The sequence below is a fragment of the Leclercia sp. W6 genome (assembly GCF_003336345.1).
In the GTDB taxonomy this organism is placed as follows: domain Bacteria; phylum Pseudomonadota; class Gammaproteobacteria; order Enterobacterales; family Enterobacteriaceae; genus Enterobacter.
On the sequence record NZ_CP031104.1, the window covers coordinates 1,827,372 to 1,845,351 of the forward strand.

Here is a 17,980-nt window from a genome sequence, read left to right on the forward strand (position 1 = left end):
TTAGTAACAATTCTGCAACTAAAGGTGTGTGCAGGCAAATCAGAGAAAGGATTAAAAATGTGGGAACAAGCGCAAAATGAGCCGGTTTAGGAGGACTCTTAGACTTTGTGAGGGCGATTTGCAGAACGATATGCTGAAAAAGCCCCTTCGCGGGAGCGAAGGGGCAAAGGCGTTAGTGCAGCTTCAGTCGTGGACGGATCACGCGGTTGATGCTGCCTACCAGCATCATCAGCCCGGTTTTGAAATAGCCGTGCAGCGCAATCTGGTGCATACGGTACAGCGAGATGTAGACGAAGCGGGCAATACGGCCTTCTACCATCATCGAACCGCGCATCAGGTTACCCATCAGGCTACCGACGGTGGAGAAGTTCGAGAGCGACACCAGAGAACCGTGATCTTTATAGACATAGTTCTTCAGCGGCTTGCCCTTCGCCTGCGCCAGGATATTGTGCAGCGCCAGGCTGGCCATCTGGTGTGCGGCCTGGGCGCGCGGTGGCACGAACCCACCTTCCGGACGGGCGCAGGAGGCGCAGTCGCCGATAGCAAAGATATCCGGGTCGCGGGTGGTTTGCAGCGTCGGCTCAACCACCAGCTGGTTAATGCGGTTGGTCTCCAGCCCGCCGATCTCTTTCATGAAATCAGGCGCCTTGATGCCTGCCGCCCAGACCATCAGATCGGCTTTAATGTGTTCGCCATCTTTGGTGTTCAGGCCCTGTTCATCGGCACTGGTGACCATCGTCTGGGTCAGAACACGCACGCCCAGTTTGGTCAGCTCGTTGTGCGCCGCGCCGGAGATACGCGGCGGCAGTGCAGGCAGAATACGTTCGCCCGCTTCCACCAGCGTCACGTTCAGCGCGTCGTTGGTTAAGCCTTTGTAGCCATAGCTGTGCAGCTGTTTCACCGCGTTGTGCAGCTCCGCAGAGAGCTCAACGCCCGTCGCGCCACCGCCGACGATAGCGATATTCACCTTGCCGCTTGCGCCGAGGTTATTGGAATACTTCAGGAACAGGTTCAGCATCTCCTGATGGAAACGACGCGCCTGATGCGGGTTATCCAGGAAGATGCAGTGCTCTTTCACGCCCGGCGTGTTGAAGTCGTTGGAGGTGCTGCCCAGTGCCATCACCAGGGTGTCGTACGCCAGCTTACGCTCCGGTACCAGCAGTTCGCCCTTCTCGTCACGCAGCTCCGCCAGGGTAATGGTTTTGCTTTCACGGTTGATATCGACCACTGAACCCAACTGGAACTGGAACCCATGGTTGCGCGCATGCGCCAGATAGCTCAGCGCGTCAACGCCCTCATCCAGAGAACCGGTGGCAACTTCGTGCAGCAGCGGTTTCCACAGGTGGCTGTGGTTGCGATCGACCAGCGTCACTTTGGCTTTTTTGCCGCCTCCGAGCTTCTTGCCCAGCTGCGTAGCCAGCTCCAGCCCGCCTGCGCCGCCGCCCACAATCACTATCTTTTTCAATGGTGTAGTCAACGTGACCCCCTAAATTATTAACCAATTGTTAACTAAAAGTTATGAAAATAACCTTTAATTAACAACAGGTTACAGCACTGAAACCATCCCACGACCATGAGAATAACATGTTCGGTGCATTGGTCATACCAAAATTGATGTGCATCAAGTTTTGCCGCTTAAAATTCACCCAAGCTTAGCAAAAAGAAAGCCCGGCTCACGTAGGTGGCCGGGCCTGGTTGAAAAAATGAGCCTTATCCTAAGGTCTTGAACGCTTTGATCCGCTGCAGATGAGGGGCAATGTTTTTGAACTTGTGGGTCTGCTCTTCATCCCAGACAATTTCGTAGTAGTGATGCAGCAGCTCCGCTGCCCGTGGGCTGTTGAGCGCCTCATCGTTGCGGGAGAGGATCACCAGGCAGCGATCGCGATTTTTCTCGCGGAAATTGCTCACGCACTTGGTGGCGATATCAACATACTCTTCCGGCCTGTCGATTTTGCCTTCCATGTTCTCGTTCGGGAACAGGTTAGGATTGAACACCACCTGGCGAATATCACATAAGAACCCAATGCGCTCCGCCCAGTAACCCCCAAGGCCAACGCCACAAATCAACGGACGGTCATCAACGTTCAGTTGCAGCATTTTGTCCACCTCTTTCAGCAGATGCTGCATATCATGTTTCGGATGGCGCGTACTGTAGCTAATCAGCCGCACATCCGGATCGATAAACTGCAGTTGCAGGACCTTCTCGTGATTCCCGGGACTGTTCGAATCAAAACCGTGCAAATAGATGATCATCGTATCCTCGTCACACTACGCTTGTCAGGAGGGATCATTGCCCCGCTTTATGCGCTTCCCAGCGCTCATGAAGCGCTTCAAGTTGCGCATTGACGGTTTTCCAGCGTGCTGAATCCCGCAGTTCCTGACGGCTAAAAGAACCTTTATAATACAATTGTGTAACACGTTCAGCCTTGATCGGCGACAGGTTATCTAACACGCTCACTGCGCCTTTACGATTATTGCAGACCAGGATCATATCGCAACCTGCATCCAGCGATGCCTGACCGCGTTCCGCGTAGCTGCCCATGATCGCCGCCCCTTCCATCGACAGATCGTCGGAAAAAATCACGCCGCTAAAACCGAGTTCCTGACGCAGGACGGTTTTTAGCCAGTGCGGCGAGCCGCTGGCCGGACGCGGATCGACGTCGGCATAGATCACGTGCGCGGGCATGATGGCATCAAGCTTGTTGTCGCTGATAAGCGATTTGAAAATCGACATATCTCTGGCGCGGATCTCCGCCTGTGGCCGTGGGTCACGCGGGGTCTCTTTGTGGGAATCCGCCGTCACGGCGCCATGACCCGGGAAGTGTTTCCCCGTGGTTTTCATCCCGGCCTCGTGCATGCCGTCGATAAAGCGTGTCGCCATCTGCAGCGCCTTCTGCGGTTCGTCATGGTATGCACGCTCACCGATGGCGGCGCTGATATGGCCGACATCCAGCACCGGGGCAAAGCTGATATCAATATCCATGGCGATCATCTCGCTTGCCATCAGCCAGCCCGCCTCCTGGGCCAGCTTGCCGCCCTCTTCCAGCCCGAGCAGCGCGGCAAACGACTGGGCAGCGGGCAGACGGGTAAAACCGTCGCGGAATCGCTGCACGCGGCCCCCCTCCTGATCCACCGCCACCACCAGCCGGTGACGGGAGGCCTCCCGGATCTGGCGAACCAGCTCGCGCAGCTGCGCCGGATCGTGATAATTACGCGTAAACAGGATCAAGCCACCTACCAGCGGGTGCGCCAGAATTTCGCGCTCCTCCGCATCCAGCTCATAACCTTCCACATCCAACATGACCGGACCCACACGAACCTCTCTTATTCTGTTGTTTCTAACTGGCGCCAGATCTCATCGGCCAGCGTCATAAATTGTTTATCTTGTGATTGCTGCCAGCGTAGCTCAAACCAGCCTGCCATCAGCATCAGTACCCAGGGGCGCCAGCGCTTCACCTGACGTTGCAAGGCCGTCAGGTCAAGCTGAGCAGCATGGGCGTAAGCGGCGAGCAGCTGCTGACGCTCTGCGTCACTCTCCGTCCAGACGCTCGCCAGCTCCAGCGCCACATCTCCGTCACCTGCGTACTCCCAGTCCAGCAGCCGGATGCCGGCGTCCGTATGCACGATATTACCGGCATGAACATCCATGTGCAGCGGCGCCAGTCGCAGCGGGCGTGGCTCCCCCCGTTTTTGCAGGCGTTTGTGCCATCGCAGCCATAACGGCGTGCGTCGGGAGGGCGAGGCCTGGAGCCAGTACTGCTCCAGCAGCGGCATCAGGATAATACGCCAGCCAAACACGGGCTGTTGATGGAGATGATACAGCATCCCGGCCAGCGCGGGTGCGGCGGGCAACATGGTTTTGACCTCCCCCGCCAGATAGTCCACCGCTATCCAGCCCGGACTGTAAAAGTGCGGCTGAGGAGCAATGTCGGCGGGAAGATGGCGCAGGGCGTGGTACTGACGGCGAAAATGAGCAGGCGTTGCCAGGGCGTCATGACGCTGGCGTAGCACCAGACGACGCTCAGCATGCTCAATAATGCAGCTCGCGCCGCTCAACCCGGCATGGGATGGCGGCGCGACGATGCGAAACTGCGGAAAATAGCGCGACAGCAGCGTGTCGCGCGGCAGGTTACTGTTGCTGAACTGCACCTTTACCCGACCAGATAATTTCACCTGTCTGAACCAGCATCAGCTGCATTTGCAGCGCCGGGGAATTGACGTTGCCGGTTGCGCTGGAGTAAAGCACATACTGCGCGCCCACGTTACGGGCAATGCCGATGGCTTTACTGCGTGAGCCCAGGCTGTCCTGCGGGGAGAGGCCCAACTGCTGCTTGGCGACAGCGAGCTGCTGCGCGGACACCAGCGTAAATTTGCCGTTATTGGCCAGCGCATTACGCAGCGTTTCGGTCGCCTCACCAGCATTCAGGCTGCCGTTAGTGCGGTTGTTGACGCTGTCCACCAGCAGTACGCTGCCTGCGTTAACGCCCTGCGCCTGCAGCATCTTACCGACCATAGGCTGCATTGCGCCGTTCCAGTCGTAGTGACGTTCACGCGGTGCAGGCTGGGCGGGCTCTTCCTGATGCTCTATCGGACCAGGCTGCGCGGGAACGCTCGGCACGGTAGGAACAACAGGAACCGGCTGGGTTGGCTGAACCGGCTGCTCGACGCCCGGTTTGACCTCTTCCACCGGTGCAGGTGGTTGCTCAGTGCGGCTAATACAGCCCGACAGGAACAGTGCAAAAGCCGTGACAAGCGCGTAACGACCGATCTGTTTAATCAAAATTCACCCCTCAGAGATATAAATAAAGTCTGACCTTATGCGCACCCAGATAATTTGCGCTGCCATATAGCTTAACCGACGATTTTGCCGGAATGGTTACGCTGCGCGGCGCCTCAAGTGGATGCATTTCCAGGCCGCGGGCGTCATACCAGAAAAAACGGTAGTGCACGGTAACTGGCGCATCTCTTTCGTTGAACAGCACAGAGGAGGCGGACGGTTGAATTTCGCTGACCGAAAGCGAAGGCTGATCGGCGGTAATCCCTGCCGCCAGCACCGATGACTCCATAACCAGCGTTTGATCGTCATTGACGGGTATCGACGGTTGCGAACTGCATCCTGCCAACGCTATCACCAGCGCCGCCATCCATCCTCTTTGCATCTTAAAGACCTTTATGCGCCAGCATCGGGCCCAGCGGACGACCGCCCAGCAGATGCATATGAATGTGATAAACTTCCTGACCACCGTGGCGGTTGCAGTTCATGATCAAACGGTAACCGTCCTCGGCAATGCCTTCCTGCTCAGCGATTTTCGCTGCTACTGTCAGCATACGGCCTAATGCCAGTTCATGCTCAGTTTTCACGTCATTTACCGTCGGAATCAGAATATTGGGAATAATGAGGATGTGCGTAGGCGCCTGGGGGGAGATGTCGCGAAAAGCGGTAACCAGTTCATCCTGATAGATGATATCTGCCGGGATCTCGCGGCGGACAATTTTACTGAAAATGGTTTCTTCAGCCATGAGGTTTTCCTTATTCATTAATCTGGCGACGAGCCCGGAAACAACCCGCCCGGTGCAGGCGCAATATTTTGTGGCAAGACTAAAGAGTATGAGCGACTTTCTCCTGTCCTTTCAACCTTATCCCACGAATTCTTTGCGTATGCGGCCCGATCTGCTCGCAGAGTAACCACCTCCCCTCTACCCACTCTGAAACATTATTTCACTTGCCGCCGCAACATCTGTTTACAGTGATAAGTCGAATGCGTATATTTCGCATTTGCATTTTCATGCGCAATTTATACCTAGAAAAATGATTTCAGTCCGTCGATACGGGACTGATGCACACCATTCACCGTACATAAGGGTTTAATGATGTCTTTCACCATTCAATCCAGGGAAGGGCAATCCCGGTCTGTCGCAACACCTTCGTTGCTGGCAGCCTGCATTGCTATGGCATTGATGCCAGCCACCGCTTTCGCAGCCCCCACCGAAGATACCGTCATTGTTGATGGTTCTTCTCAGTCGGACACCTCCGCTGATGACAGCCAGGACTACAGCGTAAAAAGCACGTCCGTGGGCACCAAAATGCAGATGATCCAACGTGACATCCCGCAGTCGGTCACCATCGTCAGCGAACAACGTATGGAAGACCAGCAGCTTCAGACCCTGGGCGAAGTGATGGACAGCACGATGGGGATCAGCAAAAGTACCACTGACTCCGATCGCAGCAACTATTACTCCCGTGGTTTCGAAATCGACAACTACATGGTCGATGGCATCCCAACCTATTTTGAGTCGCGCTGGAATCTGGGTGATTCCCAGTCAGATATGGCACTGTTTGAGCGCGTCGAAGTTGTGCGCGGCGCCACCGGCCTGATGACCGGAACGGGTAACCCGTCGGCGGCCATCAATATGGTGCGCAAGCATGCCACCAGCCGTGAATTTAAAGGCAACCTGTCTGCAGAGTACGGCAGCTGGAACAAGCAACGTTACGTGATGGACATGCAAAGTCCACTGACGGAAGATGGCAACCTACGGGCGCGCATTGTGGCGGGTTATCAGGACAGCGACTCCTGGCTCGACAACTACAATCAGAAGCGCACCTTCTTCTCCGGTATTCTGGACGCTGACCTGGGCACCAGCACTTCACTGTCGGCAGGCTACGAATACCAGCGTATCGACATCAATAACCAGACGTGGGGTGGTTTGCCGCGCTGGAACACCGATGGCAGCGTCAGACATTACGATCGCGCGCACAGCACCTCACCTGACTGGGCTTACAACGACAAAGAGTTCAATAAGGTCTTCTTCACCCTGAAGCAGCGCTTTGCCGACAACTGGCAGGCCACGTTGAATGGGACTCATACCGAGGCGAAATTCGACAGTAAAGCGATGTACCTTGATGCCTATGTGAACAAGAGCACCGGCATGCTGGAAGGCCCTTATGCGAACTATGGCCCGGGCTATGATTATATTGGCGGCACCGGCTGGAACAGCGGCAAGCGTAAAGTAGACGCAGTGGATCTGTTCGCTGACGGCGGCTACGAGCTGTTGGGCCGCCAGCACACCATGATGATTGGCGGCAGCTTCAGCCGTCAGACGAACCGCTACACCAACTCGTGGGCCAACGTCTATCCGGATGAGTTCGGCAGTTTCTACGACTACAACGGTTACTTCCCGGAAACCAACTGGGGATCCCAGTCGCTGGCCCAGGATGACACCACGAATATGAAATCGCTCTACGCCGCGACGCGCATTTCCCTGGCCGATCCTCTGCATTTAATTCTTGGCGCCCGTTATACCAACTGGAGCATTGAAACCCTGACCTACGGCATGGAGAAGAACCACACCACCCCTTATGCCGGTCTGGTCTACGACATCAATGACAACTGGTCAGCCTACGCCAGCTATACCTCTATCTTCCAGCCGCAGAACTACCGTGACAGCTCGGGCAGGTATCTTGATCCGATCACCGGGAATAACTACGAAGCGGGCCTGAAATCTGACTGGATGAACAGCCGTCTGACCACCACGCTCTCTGTCTTCCGCATTGAGCAGGACAATCTGGGCCAAAGCACCGGCCGGACGATTCAGGGCTCCACGGATACGGCCTACGAGAGCGTAGACGGTACCGTGAGTAAAGGCGTGGAGTTTGAAATCAACGGTGCGCTGACCGATAACTGGCAGATGACCTTTGGCGCAACGCGTTACGTGGCGGAAGATAATGATGGCAAGGCGGTGAATCCGCAGCTGCCGCGGACCACGGTGAAACTCTTTACCAGCTACCGCCTGCCGGCAATGCCTGAGCTGACCGTTGGTGGCGGCGTTAACTGGCAAAACAGCGTCTACACCTATCAGGACACCCCTTACGGCACCTGGCGTGCCTCGCAGGGCAGCTACGCGCTGGTGGATCTCTTCACGCGTTATCAGGTGACGAAGAACTTCTCCCTGCAGGGTAATGTGAATAACCTCTTTGATAAGACTTACGACACTAACATTGAGGGCGAAATTGTCTATGGCGAACCGCGTAACGTGAGCCTGACCGCAAGCTATCAGTTCTGATAAATCATGCAGCGTCTAAGGGAGCCCAATGGCTCCCTTTTTTGTGCGCGCTGTTTGCCGGGTGGCGGCTGCGCCTTATCCGGCCTACGGTTGGTGCGGTTATTGCCTTTGTTTGCCGGGTGGTGGCTACGCCTTACCCGGCCTACGGTTGGTGCGGTTGTTGCCTTTGTTTGCCGGGTGGCGGCTACGCCTAACCCGGCCTACGGTTCGTGCGGTTGTTGCCTTTGTAGGCCGGGTGGTGGCTACGCCTTACCCGGCCTACGATTCGTCCGGTTATTGCCTTTGTAGGCCGGGTAAGCGTAGCGCCACCCGGCATGCCACAAACTACAGATATAAAAAAGGCAGCCATTCGGCTGCCTTAGTCTCCCCAGGTCACAACTTAGTTGCTGCGGATGTACTCATCCATTTCGGTTTTCAGGTTATCGGATTTAGTACCGAAGATAGCCTGTACACCGGAACCTGCAACAACTACACCAGCTGCGCCCAGTTTTTTCAGACCCGGCTGGTCAACTTTCGCAACATCAGCAACGCTTACACGCAGACGAGTGATACATGCGTCCAGGTTAGTGATGTTCTCTTTACCGCCGAAGGCTGCAACCAGTGCAGGAGCCATTTCGCTGGTCGCACCCGCTTTGCTGTCTTCTGTTGCATCTTCACGACCTGGCGTTTTCAGGTCCAGCGCTTTGATCAGCACACGGAAGATGGTGTAGTACACAACCGCGTAGCATGCACCAACTATTGGGAACAGCCACAGTTTGCTGCTGTTACCGGACAGGACGATAAAGTCGATCAGACCGTGCGAGAAAGAAGTCCCGTCACGCATACCCAGCAGGATACAGATTGGGAATGCCAGACCAGCCAGAATCGCGTGGATAATGTACAGGATCGGCGCAACGAACATGAAGGAGAACTCGATCGGCTCGGTGATACCGGTCAGGAACGAGGTCAGCGCTGCGGAGATCATGATACCGCCCACTTTTGCACGGTTCTCTGGTTTAGCAGAGTGCCAGATTGCAATCGCAGCAGCCGGCAGGCCGTACATTTTGAACAGGAAGCCGCCAGACAGTTTGCCTGCAGTTGGGTCGCCTGCCATGTAACGTGGGATATCGCCGTGGAAGACCTGGCCCGCAGCGTTGGTGTATTCGCCGATCTGCATCTGGAAAGGAACGTTCCAGATGTGGTGCAGACCGAACGGCACCAGGCAACGCTCGATGAAGCCGTAGATACCGAACGCCACAACCGGGTTCTGGTAAGCCGCCCACTGAGAGAAGGTCTGGATAGCGGAACCAATCGGTGGCCAGATGAAGGAGAGGATCACACCCGTGAAGATCGCCGCCAGACCAGAGATGATTGGAACAAAACGCTTACCTGCAAAGAAGCCCAGGTACTCAGGGAGCTTGATGCGATAGAAGCGGTTAAACATATACGCCGCAATTGCACCCGAGATGATACCGCCCAGAACCCCGGTGTCAGCCAGGTGTTTAGCAGCGATCTCTTCCGGTGGCAGGTGCAGCACCAGAGGTGCAACCACAGCCATGGTTTTAACCATGATGCCGTAGGCAACTACAGCAGCCAGCGCAGATACGCCGTCGTTATTGGTGAAGCCAAGCGCAACGCCGATAGCGAAGATCAGTGGCATATTGGCAAAAACAGAACCGCCTGCTTCCGCCATCACATGAGAAACTACGGCTGGCAGCCAGCTGAAGTTTGCAGAACCGACGCCCAGCAGGATACCTGCGATAGGCAGTACGGATACCGGCAGCATCAGCGATTTACCGACCTTCTGCAGGTTAGCAAATGCATTCTTAAACATAATTGAGAGTGCTCCTGAGTATTTGTGCTTTTTTTACGTTTTCACGCATTGGCCCGGGGGGAGAACCGTGCCGTGGACAGGACATCTAAGCGCCCTTTATTTATTACGCAGAGTAAAATAAATCTGCGGATCTTTGTTTGACGGCTATCACGTTTCAGCGTTCGTTACCTGAAAAACTTTCAGTTTTTTACAAAATAGGTGTCTAAATGTTACCAGAAACGCATTCACCGCCCCTGTTCGGGCGGTGAACTTTACTCGCTTTAGCTATTAATTACGAGCCCAAAAAAAACTGACGATTCATGCTGATTGCAGGCGGGAGGGATCGATGTGAAACAGACTGGCGAAGTTATCAGTGGTAATGCGTGCCAGTTCTTCAACATCGACGCCTTTCAAAACGGCCATATACTCGGCCACATCCCGTACCATCGCGGGTTGGTTCTCTTTACCGCGGTGCGGTACCGGTGCCAGATAAGGGGAATCTGTCTCGACCAGCAGGCGATCGAGCGGAACGTATCGCGCAGCGTCGCGAAGCTGCTCTGCGTTACGGAACGTCACGATCCCGGAAAACGAGATATAAAAACCCAAATCCAGCAGTTTGCCCGCTGTTTCTCTGTCTTCAGTGAAACAGTGTAGTACGCCACCACAATCCGTCACCTTTTCTTCTGAGAGGATCGCCAGCGTATCGGCACGGGCATCGCGGGTGTGGACAATCACTGGCTTGTTCAGCTCCCGGCCAATACGGATATGATCGCGGAATGATTCCTGCTGACGGGCTTTCGTTTCTGGGGTGTAAAAATAGTCCAGCCCGGTTTCGCCCATCGCGACGACGCCCTCTTCCGCCGCCAGACGGCGTAAATCCTCGACGTCATAGGCCTCATCCTGATTCAGCGGATGCACGCCGCAGGAGAAAACGACGTTGTCGCGCACGCCCACCAGCTCACGCATGGTGCGGTAGCCTGGTAACGTCGTGGCGACCGCCAGACAAAATTTCACATCGCGGGCTGCGGCTTTTTCCAGCACGTCATCGACGTTTTTATGCAGGGATTGATAATCCAGGCCATCAAGATGGCAGTGTGAGTCGACTAAAAACATAATGTCTCTCTCAGAGATGGGATACAGGCAGCGTTGTGCCCGGTTGCAGGTAATGCTCGATAGTGAGTAACAGGTCGGTCAGGACAAGCTCCCGATTCAGCCCCGTTACGCTGAGTAATTGTTCGCGACACTGACATACGTCATGAAGGATAGCTCTCAATGCCACACCCGGCAGGCGTTGCGCCAGGCTATTCACGAGCAGCCAGGCATCGGGATTGCTGATCAGGGTCGCTCCTTGCTGAATTTTAAGAGCATCCAGCAGCAGGGCTGCCAGCCAGTGCAGACGATCGGGCGCCTGTTCATGATTGAGTACCGGCAGCAGGCTCATCCAGTCACCACTGTCAGGTACAGCCCCAAGCGCCTGGCAAAGCTGTTCGCGTTGTCCCCAGACGTTGGGCTGCAACAGCGCCAGCGCGGCTGCAGGCGCGCCGCCGCACAGACGTAGCGCGCTGAGCGCCGCTTCTTGTGACGTTGTCACTTCCCGCGCAAGCCAGCTTATAGCCCACGCCTCCTGCGGCACGTTGAGATGATGCAAGCGACAGCGGCTTCGGAGAGTCGCCAGCAACCGTCCGGGCTCACGGCAGGCCATCAGGAACCAGGTATTTTCCGGCGGCTCTTCCAGGGTTTTTAACAGCGCGTTGGCCGCCGCTTCGGTCAGCTGGGCGGCATCCTTGACCCAGACCACTTTCGCCCCACCAAGCCGCGCGCGCTCGTACAGCTTCTCGCTGACCGCGCGAACCGCATCAATACCCAGCGTCGTTTTGCCCTTCTCTGGCTCAAGCGCGTAATAATCCGGGTGCGTCTGCGCTTGCATTAGCTGGCAGCCGCGGCACTGGCCACAGCTCTTATGCCCCTGGGGCTGCTGGCACATCAGAAAACGGCTGATGGCGTAGATCAGCGCATCATCGCCCATGCCCGGCAGCGACTGGATCAGTAACGCATGATGCCCCCGACCGGACTGGTAGCTGTTCACCAGCTGTTCTAAGTGCGGGCGCAACCATGGATACCATTTCATGCCTGTTGTTCCTTCAGCCAGTCGGTGACCGTTTTACGAATGGCGTCCATCACCGCTTCCAGTGGTTGGGTGGCGTCGATGGTGCGAATGGTGCTGTCCTGTGCGGCCAGCTCAAGATAGCGGGCGCGGGTACGGTTGAAGAAGTCCAGCGACTCCTGCTCAATACGATCCAGTTCGCCACGGGCGCGGGCGCGCTTCAGGCCCACTTCTGGCGTCACGTCAAGATAGAGCGTCAGGTTCGGGCGGAAATCCCCCAGCACCGCATCGCGCAGCGTGGCGAGCATCGTCTGGTCAATGCCGCGGCCACCGCCCTGGTAAGCCTGGGTGGAGAGATCGTGGCGATCGCCAATGACCCAGCACCCACGTGCCAGCGCAGGTTTGATGACGGTTTCCACCAGCTGGACACGCGCGGCGTAGAACATCATGACTTCGGCTTTATCCGTAATCACTTCATCGCCGACCGATTTAATGTCCAGCACCAGACTACGCAGTTTTTCCGCCAGCTGTGTGCCGCCCGGTTCGCGGGTAAAGATCATCTCTTCGATGCCATACTGTTTCAGCGTCTCGACTACCGTATCGCGTGCGGTGGTTTTCCCGGCGCCTTCCAGCCCCTCAATGACGATGTAATTACTGCGCATTTTTTTCCTTAAGTGCCTTCAGATAGTCCTGGACCGAACGATTATGACTGGCAAGATTGGTGTTAAAAGTATGTCCACCCTTTCCGTCCGCGACGAAATAGAGATACGGCGTTTTGGCCGGATGCGCGGCGGCATTCAGCGATGCCTGACCCGGCGTGGCAATCGGCCCCGGGGGTAATCCGCTAATAACATAGGTATTATAATCCGTTGGGGTTTCGAGATCTTTACGCGAAATGTTGCCCTTGTAGTTCTCACCCATCCCGTAAATCACCGTAGGGTCAGTCTGCAGACGCATACCGATACGCAGACGATTGATAAACACGGAGGCCACCTGATCGCGTTCGCTGGCGACTGCCGTCTCTTTCTCGACGATAGAGGCCATGGTCACGAACTGGTTCTGATCTTTATACGGCAGGTTTTCCATCCGCCCTTCCCAGGCTTTATCCACTGCTGCAACCATCTTTTTATGTGCACGCTGCAACAGTGCCACATCGGTGGTGCCCGCGGTGTACATCCAGGTATCGGGCCAGAACCAGCCTTCTATCCTGTCGGGCTGCTCAAATTTCAGGGCCTCGGCGACGGCAGCATAGCTGTTGTCCGGCAACGTGTGCTTGATGTAGGGCGCATCGCGCAGCTGCTTCAGGTAGTCGCTCAGACGCATCCCTTCGACAAAACGCAGCGGGAACTGCGCCTCTTTACCGCTTTCAAGCAGCTCCAGCATCTCCTTCACGGTCATTCCTGGGGTAAAGCGGTAGGTACCGGCTTTAAAATGCGACAGCTCCGGCTGCACGCGTAATAGCCACTGGAATACCCGCGGGCGGTTAATGATCTTGTCGCCGTACAGCTGTTCACCCAGCGCCAGCCGTCCGGTGCCGGGTTTCAGGGTAAATACCGTCTCGTCGGCGATCAGGATTTTGCTCTCCGCCAGCTGGCGAACTTTCCACATCCCCACGCCAGCGGCAATGCCCAGCACGACAACGACGAGGAGAATAAAGCGCAACATTTTCTTCATGACTATCTGGTTTGCTCACACAGAGGGGCTAAAAACGAGTACAACTCACGCGATGTAAAATGGTGAGAACCATACTGGCGCACCGGCACAACAGGCATCAGCGCATTGCATACGACGATCTCGTCAGCATCGACCAGCGCAGCCTCGCGCGCCTGCACTTCGACCACGCGAAATCCGGAATGCGCCAGTTTCCGCAGACAAAATTGCCGCATCAGGCCGTTAACGCCAGCCTGATCCAGACAGGGGGTAAACACATCCTTACCCTGCCGCCAGAATAAATTCGCCGCACAGCATTCCGTAATGAACCCTTCGCTGTCAAGAACCAGCGCTTCATCGGCGTCGGTCTGTTCAAGATGGGAACGAATCAGCACTTGCTCAAGCCGATTGAGGTGTTTTATCCCCGCAAGTTGCGGATTACGTCCCAGCCTCACCGGGCTTAATGCCAGGGTAATGCCTTCCTGGCGCCAGCGATCGTAATGGGCAGGCCAGGCAGATACCGACAGAATGCGAACCGGATCCTGACAGCCAGCCGCGCTGTATCCTCTTCCGCCGCTTCCCCGGGTAATAATCACTTTTAATACGCCCCGTTCGACGCCGTGCGCCTGGTCTGTCATTTCATCTTCTAACGCCGTCCACTGGGCAAAGGGAATGAACAGTTTTTCACAGGCCGTTCGCAATCGTTGCAGATGCGCCTCAAGTAAACAGACCTTGCCTTCGACAATGCGGGCCGTTGTGAAGCATCCGTCACCAAACTGAATCGCCCGGTCACTCGCCGAAAGCTGTGCCTGCTTTATACCATTTATCAAGAACATGGTGGCTCCTTTAAGATGGTCGAATAGTCTGGCAGGAAGGATGGCTCTGGACAAGGGAAGAAAACCGAATAAAAAAGGCCCGACAAGCGGACCTTTTTTTACTGCACTAACGACAGGTTAGCATCAGACCTTTTTAAAGATCAGAGAGCCGTTGGTGCCGCCAAAGCCGAAGGAGTTACACAGGGTGTACTCCATACCGCTGACCTGGCGCGCTTCGTGCGGAACGAAGTCCAGATCGCAACCTTCATCCGGATTATCCAGGTTGATGGTTGGCGGAACAGCCTGATCGCGCAGCGCAAGGATGGAGTAGATAGACTCTACTGCACCCGCCGCACCCAGCAGGTGACCGGTCATGGATTTGGTGGAGCTGACCATGACGCGGCGGGCTGCATCGCCAAACACAGACTTAACGGCCTGCGCTTCAGCGATATCGCCCGCAGGCGTAGAGGTACCGTGCGCATTCACATAGCCAATCTGACCCGGCTCGATACCCGCATCACGGATAGCGTTAACCATGGCCAGCGCAGCACCTGCGCCATTCTCTGGCGGAGAAGTCATGTGATAGGCATCGCTGCTCATGCCGAAGCCGACGACTTCTGCATAAATTTTCGCGCCGCGTTTCTTCGCATGCTCGTACTCTTCCAGCACGACCATACCGGCACCGTCACCCAGCACAAAACCATCACGGTCTTTATCCCACGGACGGCTCGCCGCCTGAGGATTATCGTTGCGGGTAGACAGCGCGCGGGCTGCACCGAAACCGCCCACACCCAATGGGGTGCTGGCTTTTTCTGCCCCACCAGCGACCATCGCGTCAGCATCGCCATAAGCAATCATACGCGCCGCCTGGCCGATGTTGTGCACACCAGATGTACAGGCAGTAGCAATCGAAATGCTTGGACCGCGCAGGCCATACATGATGGTCAGGTGACCTGCCACCATGTTAACAATCGTTGACGGAACGAAGAACGGGCTAATCTTACGTGGGCCACCATTAACTAAAGAGCTATGGTTTTCCTCGATTAAGCCAAGGCCGCCAATCCCGGAGCCAATAGCGGCGCCAATACGGGTTGCGTTCTCTTCCGTAATTTCAAGGCCAGAATCCTGCATGGCCTGAACGCCAGCGACAATTCCATATTGAATGAAGGCATCCATCTTGCGCTGTTCTTTGCGCGAGATGATCTCTTCACAGTTAAAATCCTTTACTAAGCCAGCAAATTTCGTTGCATAGGCGCTAGTATCGAAATGGTCGATTAGGCTAATGCCACTCTGACCGGCAAGGAGAGCTTTCCAGGTGGACTCTACGGTATTGCCGACAGGAGATAACATGCCAAGTCCGGTCACAACTACACGACGCTTAGACACGCTTGTCCTCCAGGGAGGGATAAAAAAAAGAAAAACGAGGGACTACAAAAGAAAAAACTCAGGCGGTCGAATGACCGCCTGGAGATGTTCACTTACGCCTGGTGACCGTTGATGTAATCAATGGCAGCCTGAACGGTGGTGATTTTCTCAGCTTCTTCGTCCGGAATCTCAGTATCAAACTCTTCTTCCAGAGCCATTACCAGCTCAACGGTGTCAAGAGAATCTGCGCCCAGGTCTTCAACGAAAGAAGCATTGTTGGTCACTTCTTCCTGCTTAACGCCCAGCTGTTCGCCGATAATTTTCTTAACGCGTTCTTCGATAGTGCTCATACTCTTAAATTTCCTATCAAAACTCGCTTTCGCGATGGTTTTCGTAGTGTATAAAATGTTGAAAAATTTGCAACTAAATCCCGGCAGGTCTTACCACGATTTTACGTTATTTTGAGGCCATTCCCCCTCATAACGCAAATATTTTCTATCGTGGTTAAACCATGTACATTCCGCCGTTGACGTGGAGAGTCTCACCAGTGATGTAACTCGCTTCGTCAGAAGCTAAAAATGCAACCGCGCTGGCGATTTCTTTAGGGTCGCCTAAACGACCCGCTGGAACTGCCGCCAGCGTACCCGCACGCTGCTCATCGGTCAGCGCACGCGTCATGTCCGTTTCAATAAAGCCCGGAGCAACAACGTTTACAGTAATTCCGCGGGACGCAACTTCGCGCGCCAGCGACTTACTGAAACCGATCAGGCCTGCTTTCGCCGCAGCGTAGTTTGCCTGACCAGCATTTCCCATGGTACCAACCACAGAACCGACAGTGATAATACGCCCATGACGCTTCTTCATCATAGCTCGCATTACCGCTTTTGACAGACGGAACACAGATGACAGGTTGGTTTCGATAATATCGTTCCACTCATCATCTTTCATTCGCATCAGTAAGTTGTCGCGAGTGATTCCGGCATTATTGACCAGAATATCCACTTCGCCAAATTCTGCGCGAATATTTCCCAGAACAGATTCGATAGATGCCGGATCGGTCACATTCAACATCAGACCTTTACCGTTCGCACCCAGATAGTCACTAATAGCCTGCGCGCCATTTTCGCTGGTAGCGGTGCCGATCACTGTCGCGCCACGCGCGACGAGAGTTTCAGCGATAGCACGACCAATACCACGGCTTGCGCCGGTGACCAGTGCGATTTTTCCTTCAAAACTCATGGTATTCCTCTTCTTACTGCGCAAGTGCCGCTGACAGTGCTTCAGGCTCGTTAATCGCCGATGCAGTCAGGGTATCAACAATACGTTTAGTCAGACCGGTGAGGACCTTACCCGGGCCCACTTCATACAGATGCTCTACGCCCTGCGCTGCCATAAATTCAACGGTTTTTGTCCACTGAACCGGGCTATAGAGCTGGCGAACCAGCGCGTGGCGGATGGCCTCTGGCGCGGTTTCACATTGCACATCAACGTTATTGACCACCGGAATGGTCGGTGCGCTGAAGGTGATTTTTTCCAGCTCAACGGCCAGCTTGTCTGCAGCAGGCTTCATCAGCGCGCAGTGGGACGGTACGCTCACTGGCAGCGGCAGCGCACGTTTGGCGCCCGCGGCTTTACAGGCTGCGCCTGCACGCTCAACTGCCTCTTTATGGCCGGCGATAACCACCTGGCCCGGGGAGTTGAAGTTCACCGGTGAAACGACCTGGCCTTCTGCGGACTCTTCACACGCTTTAGCGATAGAAGCATCATCCAGACCAATAATGGCTGACATGCCGCCCGTGCCTTCCGGCACCGCTTCCTGCATGAATTTGCCGCGCATCTCAACCAGACGCACAGCATCCGCAAACGCAATCACACCCGCACAAACCAGTGCAGAATACTCACCCAGGCTGTGACCAGCTAACAGCGCTGGCGTTTTGCCGCCCTGCTGCTGCCATACGCGCCACAGTGCGACCGATGCGGTCAGCAACGCAGGCTGCGTCTGCCAGGTTTTATTCAGCTCTTCGGCTGGCCCTTGCTGGGTCAGCGCCCAAAGATCGTAGCCCAGCGCATCAGAAGCTTCACGAAAAGTCTCTTCGATTACCGGAAACTGCTCCGCCAATCCAGATAACATTCCAACGGCCTGAGAACCCTGGCCGGGGAATACAAAAGCAAATTGCGTCATTTTTTTTATCC

18 protein-coding genes are annotated in these 17,980 nt (G+C 55.4%); 1 reads left to right on the forward strand and 17 read right to left on the reverse strand.

The annotated features are described in order from the left end of the window. Window positions 1–172 precede the first annotated feature (172 nt). From DVA43_RS09000 to hinT, 7 genes are all read right to left on the reverse strand, one after another. Complete coding sequence (locus DVA43_RS09000) at window positions 173–1,477, reverse strand: NAD(P)/FAD-dependent oxidoreductase (RefSeq protein ID WP_114315339.1); 1,305 nt, start codon at window positions 1,475–1,477, stop codon at window positions 173–175. 233 nt (window positions 1,478–1,710) lie between these two features. Next, entirely contained in the window at window positions 1,711–2,253 is a 543-nt protein-coding gene (gene ycfP / locus DVA43_RS09005) for an alpha/beta hydrolase YcfP (RefSeq protein ID WP_032617568.1), read from the reverse strand. Window positions 2,254–2,287: 34 nt separating this feature from the next. Beyond that, window positions 2,288–3,313 (reverse strand): beta-N-acetylhexosaminidase, encoded by a 1,026-nt coding sequence (nagZ, locus tag DVA43_RS09010; RefSeq protein WP_114315340.1) that lies wholly within the window; start codon window positions 3,311–3,313, stop codon window positions 2,288–2,290. Window positions 3,314–3,324: 11 nt separating this feature from the next. Next, complete coding sequence (gene thiK, locus DVA43_RS09015) at window positions 3,325–4,149, reverse strand: thiamine kinase (RefSeq protein ID WP_114315341.1); 825 nt, start codon at window positions 4,147–4,149, stop codon at window positions 3,325–3,327. Continuing rightward, entirely contained in the window at window positions 4,130–4,780 is a 651-nt protein-coding gene (gene lpoB, locus DVA43_RS09020; RefSeq protein ID WP_103179105.1) for a penicillin-binding protein activator LpoB, read from the reverse strand. Before lpoB ends, thiK begins: the two co-directional genes overlap by 20 nt. Window positions 4,781–4,790: 10 nt before the next feature. After that, the gene (locus DVA43_RS09025) at window positions 4,791–5,159 is read right to left on the reverse strand and encodes a YcfL family protein (protein ID WP_103179104.1); all 369 of its coding nucleotides are present in this window, start codon (window positions 5,157–5,159) and stop codon (window positions 4,791–4,793) included. A gap of 1 nt (window position 5,160) precedes the next feature. After that, window positions 5,161–5,520: a purine nucleoside phosphoramidase gene (hinT, locus tag DVA43_RS09030; protein WP_139156331.1), complete on the reverse strand. Its 360-nt coding sequence runs from the start codon at window positions 5,518–5,520 to the stop codon at window positions 5,161–5,163. A gap of 351 nt (window positions 5,521–5,871) precedes the next feature. Between hinT and fhuE the strand changes: the two genes are divergently transcribed. Beyond that, window positions 5,872–8,061: a ferric-rhodotorulic acid/ferric-coprogen receptor FhuE gene (gene fhuE / locus DVA43_RS09035; protein WP_114315342.1), complete on the forward strand. Its 2,190-nt coding sequence runs from the start codon at window positions 5,872–5,874 to the stop codon at window positions 8,059–8,061. A gap of 379 nt (window positions 8,062–8,440) precedes the next feature. Here fhuE and ptsG read toward each other — a convergent pair whose 3' ends face one another. The 10 genes from ptsG to fabD all read right to left on the reverse strand — a co-directional run bounded on the left by ptsG (window position 8,441) and on the right by fabD (window position 17,969). Beyond that, window positions 8,441–9,874, reverse strand: coding sequence for a PTS glucose transporter subunit IIBC (ptsG, locus tag DVA43_RS09040; RefSeq protein WP_103823721.1), 1,434 nt, complete (start codon window positions 9,872–9,874; stop codon window positions 8,441–8,443). Window positions 9,875–10,171: 297 nt separating this feature from the next. Next, window positions 10,172–10,966 (reverse strand): metal-dependent hydrolase, encoded by a 795-nt coding sequence (locus DVA43_RS09045; RefSeq protein ID WP_114315343.1) that lies wholly within the window; start codon window positions 10,964–10,966, stop codon window positions 10,172–10,174. A 10-nt stretch (window positions 10,967–10,976) separates the two neighbouring features. Next, window positions 10,977–11,981 (reverse strand): DNA polymerase III subunit delta', encoded by a 1,005-nt coding sequence (gene holB, locus DVA43_RS09050; RefSeq protein WP_114315344.1) that lies wholly within the window; start codon window positions 11,979–11,981, stop codon window positions 10,977–10,979. After that, window positions 11,978–12,619 carry a dTMP kinase gene (gene tmk / locus DVA43_RS09055; RefSeq protein WP_103823718.1) on the reverse strand — a complete coding sequence of 214 codons (642 nt, stop codon included), beginning with the start codon at window positions 12,617–12,619 and terminating at the stop codon, window positions 11,978–11,980. The genes holB and tmk overlap by 4 nt, the downstream gene beginning before the upstream one ends. Further along, window positions 12,609–13,631, reverse strand: coding sequence for a cell division protein YceG (gene yceG, locus DVA43_RS09060; protein WP_114315345.1), 1,023 nt, complete (start codon window positions 13,629–13,631; stop codon window positions 12,609–12,611). Before yceG ends, tmk begins: the two co-directional genes overlap by 11 nt. Window positions 13,632–13,633: 2 nt before the next feature. Beyond that, window positions 13,634–14,443, reverse strand: a complete 810-nt coding sequence (pabC, locus tag DVA43_RS09065; protein WP_114315346.1) for an aminodeoxychorismate lyase — start codon at window positions 14,441–14,443, stop codon at window positions 13,634–13,636. A 123-nt stretch (window positions 14,444–14,566) separates the two neighbouring features. Continuing rightward, entirely contained in the window at window positions 14,567–15,808 is a 1,242-nt protein-coding gene (gene fabF / locus DVA43_RS09070; protein WP_103179094.1) for a beta-ketoacyl-ACP synthase II, read from the reverse strand. 92 nt (window positions 15,809–15,900) lie between these two features. Then, window positions 15,901–16,137: an acyl carrier protein gene (gene acpP / locus DVA43_RS09075; RefSeq protein WP_000103754.1), complete on the reverse strand. Its 237-nt coding sequence runs from the start codon at window positions 16,135–16,137 to the stop codon at window positions 15,901–15,903. Window positions 16,138–16,291: 154 nt separating this feature from the next. Continuing rightward, window positions 16,292–17,026 (reverse strand): 3-oxoacyl-ACP reductase FabG, encoded by a 735-nt coding sequence (gene fabG / locus DVA43_RS09080; protein WP_103179093.1) that lies wholly within the window; start codon window positions 17,024–17,026, stop codon window positions 16,292–16,294. Window positions 17,027–17,039: 13 nt separating this feature from the next. After that, a complete protein-coding gene (gene fabD, locus DVA43_RS09085) occupies window positions 17,040–17,969 on the reverse strand; it encodes an ACP S-malonyltransferase (RefSeq protein WP_103823714.1) in 930 nt (309 codons plus the stop codon). Window positions 17,970–17,980: the final 11 nt, after the last annotated feature.

Excerpts from the sequence above, each read along its gene's own strand:
- ycfP (WP_032617568.1), bottom strand. The coding sequence starts at position 2,253 with ATGATCATCTATTTGCACGGTTTTGATTCGAACAGTCCCGGGAATCAC.
- DVA43_RS09025 (WP_103179104.1), bottom strand. The coding sequence starts at position 5,159 with ATGCAAAGAGGATGGATGGCGGCGCTGGTGATAGCGTTGGCAGGATGC.
- hinT (WP_139156331.1), bottom strand. The coding sequence starts at position 5,520 with ATGGCTGAAGAAACCATTTTCAGTAAAATTGTCCGCCGCGAGATCCCG.
- fhuE (WP_114315342.1), top strand. The coding sequence starts at position 5,872 with ATGTCTTTCACCATTCAATCCAGGGAAGGGCAATCCCGGTCTGTCGCA.
- ptsG (WP_103823721.1), bottom strand. The coding sequence starts at position 9,874 with ATGTTTAAGAATGCATTTGCTAACCTGCAGAAGGTCGGTAAATCGCTG.
- DVA43_RS09045 (WP_114315343.1), bottom strand. The coding sequence starts at position 10,966 with ATGTTTTTAGTCGACTCACACTGCCATCTTGATGGCCTGGATTATCAA.
- holB (WP_114315344.1), bottom strand. The coding sequence starts at position 11,981 with ATGAAATGGTATCCATGGTTGCGCCCGCACTTAGAACAGCTGGTGAAC.
- tmk (WP_103823718.1), bottom strand. The coding sequence starts at position 12,619 with ATGCGCAGTAATTACATCGTCATTGAGGGGCTGGAAGGCGCCGGGAAA.
- yceG (WP_114315345.1), bottom strand. The coding sequence starts at position 13,631 with ATGAAGAAAATGTTGCGCTTTATTCTCCTCGTCGTTGTCGTGCTGGGC.
- pabC (WP_114315346.1), bottom strand. The coding sequence starts at position 14,443 with ATGTTCTTGATAAATGGTATAAAGCAGGCACAGCTTTCGGCGAGTGAC.
- acpP (WP_000103754.1), bottom strand. The coding sequence starts at position 16,137 with ATGAGCACTATCGAAGAACGCGTTAAGAAAATTATCGGCGAACAGCTG.
- fabG (WP_103179093.1), bottom strand. The coding sequence starts at position 17,026 with ATGAGTTTTGAAGGAAAAATCGCACTGGTCACCGGCGCAAGCCGTGGT.
- fabD (WP_103823714.1), bottom strand. The coding sequence starts at position 17,969 with ATGACGCAATTTGCTTTTGTATTCCCCGGCCAGGGTTCTCAGGCCGTT.